The following is a 13,250-nucleotide window of genomic DNA, read 5'->3' on the forward strand; positions in this document are numbered from 1 at the left end:
TATGACCCAGAAACTGATCGTCATCGGTGCAGGCATGGCCACGGGCCGCATGCTGGAGCATCTTTTTGACGCGGGCGCAGATTACGATGTGACACTGTTCAACGCAGAGCCTCGCGGGAACTACAACCGGATCATGCTGTCTCCGGTTTTGTCCGGCGACAAGACCTATGCAGAGATCGTGACCCATGATGACACATGGTACGCAGCGCAAGGCGTGACCTGTCGTTTCGGCGAACGCATCGCCACGATCGACCGTGCGGCCAAGACGGCGACCGCGCAAAATGGTGATGTGCTGCCTTATGACAAGCTGGTGTTCGGAACCGGGTCGAACCCGTTCATGATCCCGCTGCCAGGGCACGATTTGGAAGGGGTGATCGCCTACCGAGATCTGGAAGACACAACCCGCATGATGGATCTGGGGCCGGCCAATAAATGTGTGGTCATCGGCGGTGGCCTGCTGGGGCTAGAGGCTGCGGCAGGCATGGCCGCACGCGGTGTCGACGTCACCGTCGTGCATATCATGGGCCACCTGATGGAGCGACAGCTGGACGAGGCCGCGGGCTATCTGCTTCGCCGCGCATTGATTGACAAGGGGATCACCGTCAAATGCGCGGCCAATTCCAAGGAAATTCTAGGCGAAAACGGCCACGTCCGTGCGTTGCTGCTGGACGACGGGACAGAGCTGCCTTGCGATCTGTTGGTCATGGCCGTCGGGATCCGCCCCAATGTGCAGTTGGCCCAAGATACAGGGCTAGCGGTCGGCAAGGGGATCCATGTGGACGACCAGATGCTGACCTCTGACGCTGATGTGCTGGCTGTGGGTGAATGCGTCGAACATAACGGCGCGATCTTTGGTCTGGTGGCACCGCTCTACGACCAAGCCAAAGTTGCCGCGCAGACGCTGATGGGAGAGCAAGCGCAGTTCGTGCAAAAGGAAATCTCGACCAAACTCAAGGTCACGGGCTGCGACCTGTTCAGCGCGGGTGATTTCGCCGACGGGGAAGGGCGCGAGGATATCGTGTTTCGCGATCCGGCGCGCGGGGTCTACCGCCGTTTGGTGATCGAAAACAACATTGTGCTGGGTGCGGTGATGTATGGCGACACAGCCGACAGCAACTGGTTCTTTGGCCTGATACGCGACAAGACCGACATCGCGGACATGCGCGATACGCTGATTTTCGGCCCGGCCTACCAAGGGGGGACCCCCCTGGACCCTTTAGCAGCTGTTGCAGCCTTACCGCGTGACGCGGAGATCTGTGGCTGCAACGGTATCTGCAAAGGACAAATTGAAGACGCCATCGCGGCGGGCGCCTCTGATCTGGGCGCGATCAAAGCGACGACCAAGGCCAGCGCATCCTGCGGGACGTGCACCGGGCTGGTCGAACAGGTACTGGCGGTCACGCTGGGGGATGATTTCGTCTTGCCTGCGGCGGCGTCGATCTGCGGCTGCACCGACATGACCCACGAAGATGTGCGGCGGATGATCAAGTCGCAGCGACTGACCTCGATGCCAGCAGTCTGGCAGGAATGCGGGTGGAAGACGCCCGACGGCTGCCATGTCTGCCGCCCTGCGTTGAACTTCTATCTGCTGGCTGATTGGCCGCTGGAATATCGCGATGATCCGCAATCGCGTTTCATCAACGAACGCAAACACGCCAACATCCAGAAGGACGGCACCTACAGCGTCGTGCCCCGCATGTGGGGTGGGATCACCACGCCGGACGAACTGCGTGCTATTGCCGATGCGGCGGATAAATACATGGTGCCGACGGTCAAGGTCACCGGCGGGCAGCGGATTGACCTATTGGGCGTTAAAAGCGAAGACCTGCCAGACATCTGGGCCGATCTGAACGCGGCCGGCATGGTGTCAGGACATGCCTACTCCAAAGGGCTGCGCACGGTCAAAACTTGTGTCGGCACGGATCATTGCCGCTTTGGTACTCAGGACAGCACCGGTCTGGGCATCCAGCTTGAGAAAGAGCTCTGGGGGGCCTGGACGCCGCATAAGCTGAAACTCGGGGTGTCGGGCTGCCCGCGCAACTGCGCCGAAGCGACCTGCAAGGATATCGGCGTCATCTGTGTCGACAGCGGCTATCAGATCAGCATCGGCGGGGCGGCCGGTATGGACGTCAGGGAAACCGAATTGCTGATCCAAGTGCCGACCGAGCAAGAAGCGATCAACGTGATCAAGGCGGTGACGCAGCTGTATCGCGAGAATGCCAAATACCTTGATCGCATCTACAAATGGATGGCCAAGGTCGGTCTGGACTGGATCAAGGAACGGGTTGCTGCCGAAGGCGACGCTTTGGTTGATCGCTTCGAGCTGAGCCAGACGATCTACCGCAAAGACCCGTGGGCCGAACACGTGACCCAGCAGGCCGAGCGCTACAAACCCCTTGCAAACCTGTCACTGGAGGCTGCTGAATGACGAGCTGGATTGATATCGCAGCGCTTGATGATGTGCCACAGCGCGGTGCGCGGATGATCAAGACCGCGCTTGGCTGTGTCGCGGTGTTCCGCACGGCTGAGGATGAAGTCTTCGCGCTTGATAATGCCTGTCCGCACAGGGCGGGGCCGCTGGCCGAAGGCATCGTCCATGGCAAATCCGTAACCTGCCCGCTGCATAACTGGGTGTTCTCGCTCGAGACCGGAGAGGCGCAGGGCGCGGACGAGGGCCGTGTCGCGACCTATCCGGCGCGGGTGGAAAGCGGGCGCATCCTGCTGGACCGGACGTTCCTGCAAGCGCGGAGCGCCGCATGACCCTAACGCGCACCACTTGCCCTTATTGCGGTGTCGGTTGCGGTGTGCTGGCGGCTTCCGATGGCACGATCAAGGGCGATCCGGATCATCCGGCGAACTTCGGGCGGTTATGCTCCAAAGGCGCTGCCTTGGGGGAAACCATTGATCTGGACGGGCGGCTTCTGCATCCGCAGATCAACGGGGCGCAGGCGGATTGGGATACCGCGCTTGATCTGGTGGCGCAAAAATTCAGCGATGCCATCGCAACGCATGGGCCGGAAAGCGTGGCTTTTTACGCCTCGGGCCAGATGCTGACCGAAGACTATTATGTCGCCAACAAGCTGATGAAGGGGTTCATCGGGGCGGCCAATATCGACACGAATTCACGTCTGTGCATGGCGTCCTCTGTCGCCGGACACAAGCGTGCCTTCGGCACTGATACCGTTCCCGGCACCTATGAAGATTTGGAACAGGCCGATCTGGTCGTGCTTGTCGGCTCCAATCTGGCGTGGTGTCATCCGGTTTTGCACCAGCGTATTGCCGCAGCGAAAGAAGCGCGCCCCCATATGCGGATCGTCAATGTCGATCCGCGTCGCACGGCCACCTGCGATCTGGCGGATGTGCATCTGAGGATCGTCCCCGACGGGGATGTTGCCTTGTTCAACGGGTTGCTGGCCTATCTGGCAGAGACCGGAAAACGCGACACGTCCTATACGGAAAACCATGTGAATGGGCTGGAAGCGGCACTGGTGGCTGCGCAGGCCAGTGATCCGGCGGACAGCGGGCTAAATGCTCAGGAACTGGCTGATTTCTATGCGCTTTGGGCAAACACGCCCAAAGTCGTCACCGCGTACTCCCAAGGCGTCAACCAATCGGTCTGCGGCACAGACAAAGTGAACGCGATCCTGAATTGCCATCTGGCCACAGGACGCATCGGCAAGGCGGGGATGGGCCCGTTCTCATTGACCGGCCAGCCCAATGCCATGGGCGGACGCGAGGTCGGCGGTCTGGCCAATATGCTGGCCAATCACCTCGATCTGGAAAATGAGGCACACCGGGATACGGTACGGACTTTTTGGCAAAGCCCGACGATCTGCACCAAACCGGGGCTAAAGGCTGTCGATCTTTTCGAAGCCTGTGCCGACGGGCGGATCAAGGCACTGTGGGTCATATCCACCAACCCCGCGGTGTCGCTGCCCGATGCCGATGGCGTGGCAGCAGCAATTGCAAATGTGCCCTTTGTTGTTACGTCTGACATCATGGAGAAGACGGATACCAACGATCTGGCGAATGTCCTGCTGCCCGCCACGGGCTGGGGTGAAAAAGACGGCACCGTGACCAACTCAGAACGCCGCATTTCGCGCCAGCGCGCCTTTCTACCCGCCCCCGGTGAGGCGCGGCCCGACTGGAAGATCATCAGCGACGTGGCCACGCGTATGGGGTTTGCGGATGCCTTTTCCTATGGCTCATCCGCAGATGTCTTTGCCGAATATGTCGCGCTTGATCAGGCGGCTTCGGCCTTCCCGCGCGACCTTGATCTGAGCATTTTTGCCGATGCGGATTACGCGAAAATGGTGCCGACCCAATGGCCGCGCAACGGGGCGCGTTTCTTTGCCGACGGGCAATATTATCATCCTGACGGGAAGGCGCAGATGGTTGCCGTGACATCGCCCGTGTCGCAGAACTCACGCTTTACGCTCAATACCGGACGGAACCGCGACCAGTGGCACACGATGACGCGTACGGGTAAATCGGCGCGGCTTGGGGCACATCTGGCCGAACCCTATGTAGAGATTAACCCAGTTGATGCCGCCGCGTTGGGGGCACTCCCCGGAGCGTTGATCGCGCTGCAAAACAGCCGTGGTCGCGTTTTGATGCGCGCGTTGATCACCCCGCGCGTCGTCCAAGGCGCGTTGTTCGCGCCAATGCACTGGACACGTCAGCGCAGCACCGCGGGCACGGTCAATAGCGTCATGACGCCGCTGACCGATCCGATTTCAGGTCAACCCGCCTTGAAGGCCAGCGCGGTCACTGCCGAGGTTTTTAAGGCCAAATGGTATGGCTTTCTGGCAAGCGTCGCGGAACCCGCGCCGCAAACCGCCTATGCCGCCGTGGCCCGCACCAATACCGGCTGGCAGGCAGAGCTGGCGGGCAGCAAAAACCCCGAGGATTGGGAGGCCCAGGCCCGCCTTCTGACGGGGCAGGCGGAGGGTGATCTGTCGCTCCAGTCCGACGCGGCAACCGGCGGCGTTCGGATTGCGATAACCAAGGGCGGGCGGATCACCGGGCTGCTTTTCGTATCCCCCAATCCGGTGGTCGTATCGCGCGGTGCGATTATCGCGCTGCTCGGGACGGACACATCGGCGTTGGCGGCGCTCGCTGGGCGCAACTCCTCTGACCGGCCGGACCCGGGTGCTACGGTCTGTGCCTGTTTTGATGTGGGGCGCAACACCTTGCTGGCCGCGATCGCCGGCGGGGCCTCTACCGTCGCGGCCTTGGGCGATGCCACCTGCGCGGGGACAAACTGCGGGTCGTGCAAACCCGAACTCGCAGTGCTGTTGGATCAAGCCTTGCAACGGATGGCCGCAGAATGAGCCTGGCCCCCTATGTCCGGATCGTGGCGCGCGGCAAGGGGCGTGCCCGCGCTATGACCCTGGCCGAGGCTCAGGACGCCATGGCGCTGATCTTACGCGGTGATGCGGCCCCAGAAGCAGTCGGCGCGCTGTTAATGGTCATGCGTCTGCGCGGCGAAACGCCCGAAGAGATCGCTGGTTTCACCGCAGCATTGCGCGCCCATGTGACGGGGACGCTTGCCCCGGCAGACCTTGATTGGCCATCCTATGCCGCCGGTCGCAGTCGAGGCACCCCCTTGTTTCTGCTGGCTGCACGGCTTGTGGGGCAGGCGGGGTATTCCATTTCCATGCACGGGTGGAATTCACATCAATCCGCTTCTGCGTCGGTACGCGAAGCGATTGATCTGGCGGGGCCTGATGTGACCTATACGCCGTTGGAAACGCTTTGCCCCGCAGCGTTCAAGCTGCTGAACCTGCGCGACGTCCTTGGCCTTAGGTCGTGCTTCAACACGGTGTTGCGCATGTGGAACCCGTCGGGGGCTGCAGCAACGGTGCAAGGCGTGTTTCATCCATCCTACCGTAGCCTACAAGCACAGGCGGCGCAGATGTTGGGCCAGCAAGACCTGAGTATTATCAAAGGCGGTGGCGGCGAATTCGAACGCCATCCCTCAAAGGAGATTGCCGTGTTCGGTCTGCGCAACGGCGCGCATCTCCAACAGCCCGCCGCGCCACTGCTAGAAGACACGCGTCGCCTGCATGAAGCGGGGGATATCCCTGATTTGCGCGGCTTGTGGCACGGGCACTGCGCCGATCCTTTTGCGGTGGCAACAATTACCGGTACAGCTGCGCTTGCGCTTTGGACGCTCAGGGCGGCCCCCACAATGACCGAAGCAGAACATATGGCGCGCGACCTTTGGAACCAGCGTCATCACACAGAAAGCCAAAGCTCATGAAGACATTTCCCATGTTCTTGCAAATGGCAGGACGCCGCGTTGTCATCATCGGCGGAGGCGAACAGGCAGCACAAAAGGCCAGGCTGATCCTCAAAACCGAAGCTCAGGTCGAGATTTGGGCACCCGGCCTTGATCCCGAGCTCTCGGCGCTTGCTGCCTGCGGTCGTGTCCGTCATCAGACGGGGCCCATCACGCCGGAAACGACATCGGGCACCGCGCTGACCTTTATTGCGACAGGCTGTCCGGGGGCCGATATGGCCCTGCATGCGCTGGCAAAGCAGGGCGGCGCGACAGTCAACGTTGTCGACCAGCCGCAGCTATGCGATGCTATCACCCCGTCAATCGTCGATCGCGATCCTGTCGTCGTTGCCATCGGCACCGAAGGGACGGCCCCCGTTCTGGCACGCCAGATCAAGACAAAGATGGAACAGCTTCTTGAGCCGCGGCTTGGTGATCTGGCAGCCCTTGCCGGTCGCATGCGAACAGAGGCCGCCGCTCGCCTTGGACCACGTGCACGCCGCGATCTGTGGCGGTGGGTTTTTAACGACAGCCCGCGCCGTTTGTTCACCAGCGGAGCCGAACGCGACGCGACAAAGCTGATCAAGGCGGCGATCAAGACAGGCGATTTCGGGGCCACCCCCCGCGGCAGCGTCAGCCTTGTCGGTGCGGGCCCAGGGTCCAAGGATCTGATCACCCTGCGCGGTGTGCAGCGTTTGCAAGAGGCGGACGTGATCTATTACGACCGGTTGCTTGACCCCGACATTTTAGAACTGGCGCGACGGGACGCCGAACGGATTTACGTGGGCAAAGCACCCGGCTGTCACAGCTGGCCGCAAGAGAAAATCACGCAGACGCTGGTATCCGCCGCCAAACGGGGCCAGCGGGTCGTGCGATTGAAATGTGGGGATCCCGGCGTCTTTGGCCGCAGCACCGAAGAGATCGAGGCGCTGCAAGAACATGGTATCGACTACGACATCGTCCCCGGTGTGACAGCCGCCTTAGCAGCAGCGGCGAGCATCGGAGAAAGCCTCACCGACAGGGGCAATATCGATACGCTGATGATCACGACGGGCCACCGGCGCGACGGATATACTGTACCCGACCCGATCAAGGATATCAGGCCGGGCACATGCGTCGCGCTTTATATGGCCGTTGGTGCCGCGCCCCAAATCACAAAGCAGCTTGAGACGCAGCACCCCGGCGTTCCGTTCGACGTTAAGGTCGTCGCAAAGGCTCAGCGCATGGGGCAGGTGGTTGTGCGATGCCTCTTGGGCGAGCTGCCTCAGACACTGGAAGCTCACGGCATCGCGGGAGAAGCCATGCTGTTCATTTGTTGGTCCCGCGCGGTACCAAAAGCCGTATCGGCGAACCCATGTCACCAGATGCTTCGCCACGTCTAGCGCCCCTCAGTGATGGGGGCAGCGACGGTGTGGCGGATTCGTAAGCCCCGCCAGTTTCGTCGCTACGGCACCAATCCTGCCAACATTCGCCGGTATTCGGTGGGATTTGACAGAGCGACGCTGCCGACGGGGAGGCCAAGCAAACGGTCGCAGATGCCACCTTCGGACCGAAGTCGTGCGTCTAGCGTATCGACTGCGGCATCGAGGTCGCGCTGGCTTGCCAATGCAAACACCTTGATAAGAACCTCGCCCCGGCCTTGTGAAAGGCTTAACATCAATTCAGCGGTCAGCCCCGCATCAACGGGATCGAATGTCCCTTCGTCGATACCCGCTTTGATGATCGTCTCAAGAACGGGCATCACGACAGCGGCCTCGGCATCGCATATTCGGCGATAGGGAATTTCGTTTCCGGGACGAGAAAAAATCTGCACGAACCCCCGAAGCGCGTCGACGTTATCGGCCGTCCATTGTGCTGCACCGTTTAGCAAACCGTTCAACTTGGTAAGCGCATCCCCGTCAGTGTGGTTCACCGCGGCTTCAGTGGTCTGGATCGCCTGTTCCGTCATGCGGGCGATAAGGCCGGTCAGCAGGTCTTCTTTTGCAGCAAAGTGGTGGTAAAAGCCGCCGCGGGAAATGCCTGCTGTGTCCTGAACATCCGCGATGGTGACGCTGTCCCAACCCTGTTTCATGAAGAGCGATTGGGCGGCATCAAGGATCATATCGCGCCGCGCTTCGGGGGCCATGCGCACGCGGCTCTCGGCTTTTGTTGTGTGCTTTGCCAATGCGATGACTCCGTTGTCCTACTGGTCGCCATACTGGTCATGGGTCGGTTGTTACTTAGGTTCGTGCGGATCGCAGGTCAATGAGGGGCACCGCTTGACCGCGATAGATCGGGCTGTGGCGGGCGCAAACGCTTAAGAAATTTGACAGGCCGGAAGTGTGGCCCAGCTAGCGTGGTAAGTTCTGGGTGCCTTTACGTCATATTGAAATTTACGGTGCATCGTCTATTTCAGCCTTACAGACTGCTGGTCTGTTCCCGAAATGCATTATATAGTGCGACTTCTTTGACCGACTGCGCATATGTTACGCATGTTAAAAAGAGTCTGTGTGTGAGAGTGAAGGCCAACTGAAAATGAGCGACAGCGAAAACAAAGAGCAATTGTCTTTCGAGGACGATAAAGGCGCGTCGCGGTCGGCGTGGATTGCCGCGGCTTTGGTTGTCGCCATCGTCGGCTGGATGGGCAGCGGGTATATCCTGCCCTCGGGTGACCAAGACGCAGAGCAAGCTGAAACTGCCCCCGCCAAGCCCGTTGCTGTGGCGGTTGAAAAGTCGACGCCTCAACAGGTCACGATATCCTTTCAGGCGGAAGGGCAGGCGCAACCCGACCGCGATACGTCGATCCGCGCCGAGGCGTCAGGCGACGTCGTGGATGTCTTGGTGATGGAGGGGGAAGAGGTCGAGGGCGGCGCGGTGATTGCTCGGCTCTCTGCGACGGGAGCTCAGGCGGATTTATCTCGGGCACGCGAAGAATTCGCCCGTGCGGACCGAGAGTTCAAAAACGCAACTGAGCTTTTGAACAGAGGGGTGGCGACTGCCGATCGGGTCAGCCAAGCGCGCGCCACGCTTGCCGCCGCCGAGGCGTCCGTGACCGCAGCGGAAGAAGCGATAGAGGCGCTTGTTATCACGGCCCCGTTCACCGGACGTGTCGAAGAGCTGTCACTTGATGCGGGTGAGTTTATTCAAGCGGGTGCCGAAGTCGGGCGCATCGTTGATAATCGGCCGCTTACAGTCGCGTTGCAGGTGCCACAGCAGGCGCTTGGTCAGATCAAAAGCGGCCAGACGGCGACGGTGAATTTCATCACCGGAGAAGAGCGTGAAGGCAACGTGAGCTTTGTCAGCACGGCTGCAAATGCCGAAACCCGCACGTTCCTCACCAAGATCACCGTGCCGAACGAAGACGGTGCCATTCCCGCCGGTATTTCCGCGGAAATTCGAATCCCGACGGGGTCGACAAGCGCGCATTTCGTGCAGCCCTCTACGATATCGCTTAGCCCAGAGGGGCGCTTGGGCGTCAAAACCGTTGATGAGAATGATATGGTTGTGTTCACCCCCATTCGCATCGTACGGGCAGAGATCGATGGCCTGTATATAAGCGGCCTGTCGGACGCGGTGCGGATCATCACTGTGGGTCAGGGGTTCGTGAACGAGGGCGAAAAGGTGGCACCGTCGTTGCAGACCAAGGCGGATGAAGGTGAGGAAAACAGTACCCCTCAAGATGGGCAGCCCGCGCTTCCCATTCCCGATAGTGACGCGGCAAGCGACGAAGGGCAGCGGGAATGAATACGATTATTGACGGCGCATTCTCGCGTGGCCGTGTCGTTCTGATGGTGCTTTTGATGCTCTTGGGGGTAGGCGCGGTGGCCTATGTCGCCATCCCCAAAGAAGCCAACCCCGAGGTGCCTTTACCGCTTGTTTACGTCTCTACGGGCCTTGAAGGGATCAGCCCGTCTGATGCCGAACGCCTGCTGATCGAGCCGATGGAATCCGAATTCGCCGCGATTGCCGGGCTTGAGAAGATCCAAAGCAATGCGTCCGAAGGCTATGCGAATGTCCAGCTTGAGTTCACCCCCGGCGGAGATATCGACGAAGCGCTGCGCAAAGTCCGGGAAGCCGCAGACAGGGTCGAGGGCGATTTGCCCGAAGATGCCTATGACCTCACAGTGACAGAGATCAACACCGCGCTCTTCCCGATTATCACCGCGCTCATTTCAGGGCCGGTGCCGGAAAGAACGCTGAACGCCATCGCCGATGACGCTCAAGAAGCCATCGAAGGGCTTTCCGGCGTTCTCGAGGTCGAGATTGGTGGCGCGCGGGATGAATTCCTTGAGGTGCTGATCGACCCGACGGTGTTCCAAACCTACAACCTGAGCTTTGACGAGCTAATCGGCCAGCTTCAGCGGAACAACCGTTTGATTGCGGCGGGGGCCATTGAGACGGGGGGCGGCCGCATCGTGCTCAAGGTGCCGGGCCTGATCGAGGACCTGCAAGACGTCATGGAAATTCCGGTAAAGGTGCGCGGAAATACGGTGGTGACATTCGAAGACGTCGCAACCGTCCGCCGCACCTTCCAAGATCCGACGGGCTACGCGCGCATCGACGGGCAACCGGCGCTTGCGCTTGAGGTGAAAAAGCGGTCCGGAGCGAATATCATCGAAACAGTCGCGGCGACGCGTGCGGCGCTGGAAGAGCTGCGCAAGGATTGGCCCGAAAGCATCGAGGTAACCTACCTGCAAGATCAGTCCGAGCAGGTAGAGACGTTGCTGAGCGACCTGGAGGCAAACGTCATTGCAGCGGTTTTGCTTGTTATGATCGTCATCGTGGCTGCCCTTGGCCTTCGGTCGGCGATCCTTGTCGGACTTGCCATTCCGGGGGCGTTTCTGGTGGGGGTAACGGCCCTTTGGACGATGGGGTTCACGATGAATATCGTGGTTCTCTTTTCGCTGATTTTGGTCGTCGGGATGCTGGTCGATGGGGCCATCGTAACGGTCGAGCTCGCGGACCGTCGTCTGCAAGAGGGGGATGATGCGCAAACCGCCTATGCCTATGCCGCCAAGCGCATGGCGTGGCCGATCATCGCCTCAACCGCCACGACGTTAAGCGTATTTTTCCCGCTGCTGTTCTGGACCGGCATGGTCGGCGAGTTCATGAAGTTCCTGCCGATTACCGTGATCCTGACCCTGTTCGCGTCCCTTTTCATGGCGCTCATCTTCATCCCTGTACTGGGTGGCCTCATCGGGAAACGCCAGCCGCAAAATGCGGCGGCCAAACGTGCGCTAAGCGAAGCTGAAAAAGGCGACCCACGGCGCATTGGCGGGCTGACCGGGGCTTATGTCCGTGTGTTGGAATGGGCAATCCTCAGACCCGGCGCTACGGCGTTGCTGGCGCTTGCCATGCTGCTTGGCAGCTTTGGTCTATACGGGCAGTTCGGCACCGGCCTGTCGTTCTTCCCCTCGGTAGAGCCCGAGTTCATGCAGGTGCAGGTGCTTGCCCGTGACAACTTCTCTATCTACGAACGTGACGCGTTGGTGCGCAGAGTTGAGCAGCGATTGATGGGCTACGATGAAGTGGCCACCGTCTATGCCCGATCCACGATGAGCGCAGGGCAAGGCAGCGAAGAAACCATCGGTACGATACAGCTTGAGCTCACCGAATGGGACAGGCGGCGCGCGGCAGAAGCCATCGGCACCGATATCCGGCGTGATGTCGCAGACATTGCGGGCATTGATGTTCAGGTCCAGACCGAAAGCGGCGGTCCCACCGCTGGCAAGCCGATCAACCTTCAGATCGCGGCGCGCAATCCGGCCGTGCAGGGCGACGCTGTCGCGCAGGTCTTGTCCATCATGGAGCAGATCGGCGGCTTCACGGATGTGACCGATACGCTGCCGCTTCCGGGGGTAGAGGTGTCCATCCGCGTGAACCGGGCGGAAGCCGCGCGATATGGCGCTGATGTCAGTCTTTTGGGGCAGGCCGTTCAACTGCTGACCCAAGGGATCGCCGTCGCGGATTACCGGCCCGAGGACGCGGACGGAGAGCTGGATATCCGCGTACGTTTCCCGGCCGAGGAACGGTCTTTGTCAGAGCTTGGAAACCTGCGCGTTCCCACCTCTGCCGGTTTGGTGCCGATCTCAAACTTTGTCACCTTTGAACCGGTTGAACGGACGGGCACGATCACACGTGTCGATGAAAAGCGCGTAGTGACGATAGAGGCAAATGTCGCACCCGGTTTGTTGGTCAACGATCAGGTGACGGCTTTGCAACAAGCCCTGGACGCCGCGGATTTGCCCGACGGGGTCAGCTATAGCTTCGCAGGCGAGGCGCAGGACCAGACCGAAGCGATGGTGTTCCTTGTTGGTGCCTTCGTGGCCGCGATTGTTTTGATGCTGGTGATCCTCGTTCTTCAGTTCAATAGCTTCTACCAAGCCTTCGTCGTGATGAGCGCGATCATCTTCTCGGTCGCGGGTGTTTTGCTTGGCTTGATCGTCACGGGGCGCCCTTTTGGCGTTGTGATGGGGGGCATCGGGATTATCGCGCTGGCGGGCATCGTGGTGAACAACAACATTGTTCTGATTGATACCTACAATGATCTACGATCCTCTGGCATGAACCCGCGAGAGGCCGCCTTGCGCACAGGCGCACAACGTTTGCGGCCTGTTCTTCTGACATCAATTACCACGGCGCTTGGCCTGATGCCGATGGTGCTGGGGGCCAACCTGAATTTCTTTACGCGCGAAATCGTCTTTGGCGCGCCATCGACCCAATACTGGACCGAACTGTCGAGCGCGATTGTAGGTGGTCTGGTTGTTGCGACCCTTCTGACCCTCATCCTGACACCTGCCATGCTGATGTTTGGACAAAAGCAAAGCTTGCAAGGGGACGAGGCAACGCGAGCGGAACGGCCGAGGAGAATGGGGCTGCCAAAATTTCTACGGCGAAAGCAGACAGAACCGTGATGAACCGCAGTAAATTTTAGGGCACGCTCCCTCTTTGGGGTTGGACCCTTAGCTCTGTTTCACTCGGTGAAATA

The 13,250-nt window shown here is 60.2% G+C and carries 8 protein-coding genes; 7 read left to right on the plus strand and 1 reads right to left on the minus strand.

Annotation, left to right across the window (positions count from 1 at the left end; translation table 11 throughout):
* Position 1 precedes the first annotated feature (1 nt).
* Genes nirB through cysG form a run of 5 tightly spaced genes read left to right on the plus strand, consistent with a single transcriptional unit; the run spans position 2 to position 7,665 of the window.
* Positions 2-2,428 (plus strand): nitrite reductase large subunit NirB, encoded by a 2,427-nt coding sequence (nirB, locus tag GLP43_RS10265; protein ID WP_237279231.1) that lies wholly within the window; start codon positions 2-4, stop codon positions 2,426-2,428.
* Positions 2,425-2,760, plus strand: coding sequence for a nitrite reductase small subunit NirD (nirD, locus tag GLP43_RS10270; RefSeq protein WP_237279232.1), 336 nt, complete (start codon positions 2,425-2,427; stop codon positions 2,758-2,760). Before nirB ends, nirD begins: the two co-directional genes overlap by 4 nt.
* Positions 2,757-5,333, plus strand: a complete 2,577-nt coding sequence (locus tag GLP43_RS10275; RefSeq protein WP_237279233.1) for a nitrate reductase — start codon at positions 2,757-2,759, stop codon at positions 5,331-5,333. Before nirD ends, GLP43_RS10275 begins: the two co-directional genes overlap by 4 nt.
* A complete protein-coding gene (locus GLP43_RS10280) occupies positions 5,330-6,265 on the plus strand; it encodes a glycosyl transferase family protein (RefSeq protein WP_237279234.1) in 936 nt (311 codons plus the stop codon). The genes GLP43_RS10275 and GLP43_RS10280 overlap by 4 nt, the downstream gene beginning before the upstream one ends.
* A complete protein-coding gene (gene cysG, locus GLP43_RS10285; RefSeq protein WP_237279235.1) occupies positions 6,262-7,665 on the plus strand; it encodes a siroheme synthase CysG in 1,404 nt (467 codons plus the stop codon). The genes GLP43_RS10280 and cysG overlap by 4 nt, the downstream gene beginning before the upstream one ends.
* Before the next feature lie 62 nt (positions 7,666-7,727).
* On the opposite strand, the gene GLP43_RS10290 is transcribed toward cysG, so the two are convergent.
* Positions 7,728-8,447 (minus strand): TetR/AcrR family transcriptional regulator, encoded by a 720-nt coding sequence (locus GLP43_RS10290; protein WP_237279236.1) that lies wholly within the window; start codon positions 8,445-8,447, stop codon positions 7,728-7,730.
* Between the two features lie 350 nt (positions 8,448-8,797).
* On the opposite strand from GLP43_RS10290, the gene GLP43_RS10295 reads away from it, so the two are divergent.
* Positions 8,798-10,006, plus strand: a complete 1,209-nt coding sequence (locus GLP43_RS10295) for an efflux RND transporter periplasmic adaptor subunit (RefSeq protein ID WP_237279237.1) — start codon at positions 8,798-8,800, stop codon at positions 10,004-10,006.
* Positions 10,003-13,176 (plus strand): efflux RND transporter permease subunit, encoded by a 3,174-nt coding sequence (locus GLP43_RS10300; RefSeq protein ID WP_237279238.1) that lies wholly within the window; start codon positions 10,003-10,005, stop codon positions 13,174-13,176. Before GLP43_RS10295 ends, GLP43_RS10300 begins: the two co-directional genes overlap by 4 nt.
* Positions 13,177-13,250: the final 74 nt, after the last annotated feature.

The sequence above is a fragment of the Sulfitobacter sp. M39 genome (assembly GCF_021735935.1).
Taxonomy (GTDB): Bacteria; Pseudomonadota; Alphaproteobacteria; order Rhodobacterales; family Rhodobacteraceae; genus Sulfitobacter.

Bases quoted from the DNA above. Each gene is read 5' to 3' on its own strand.
- nirB (WP_237279231.1), top strand. From the start codon at position 2: ATGACCCAGAAACTGATCGTCATCGGTGCAGGCATGGCCACGGGCCGC.
- nirD (WP_237279232.1), top strand. From the start codon at position 2,425: ATGACGAGCTGGATTGATATCGCAGCGCTTGATGATGTGCCACAGCGC.
- GLP43_RS10280 (WP_237279234.1), top strand. From the start codon at position 5,330: ATGAGCCTGGCCCCCTATGTCCGGATCGTGGCGCGCGGCAAGGGGCGT.
- GLP43_RS10300 (WP_237279238.1), top strand. From the start codon at position 10,003: ATGAATACGATTATTGACGGCGCATTCTCGCGTGGCCGTGTCGTTCTG.
- GLP43_RS10275 (WP_237279233.1), top strand. From the start codon at position 2,757: ATGACCCTAACGCGCACCACTTGCCCTTATTGCGGTGTCGGTTGCGGT.
- GLP43_RS10295 (WP_237279237.1), top strand. From the start codon at position 8,798: ATGAGCGACAGCGAAAACAAAGAGCAATTGTCTTTCGAGGACGATAAA.
- cysG (WP_237279235.1), top strand. From the start codon at position 6,262: ATGAAGACATTTCCCATGTTCTTGCAAATGGCAGGACGCCGCGTTGTC.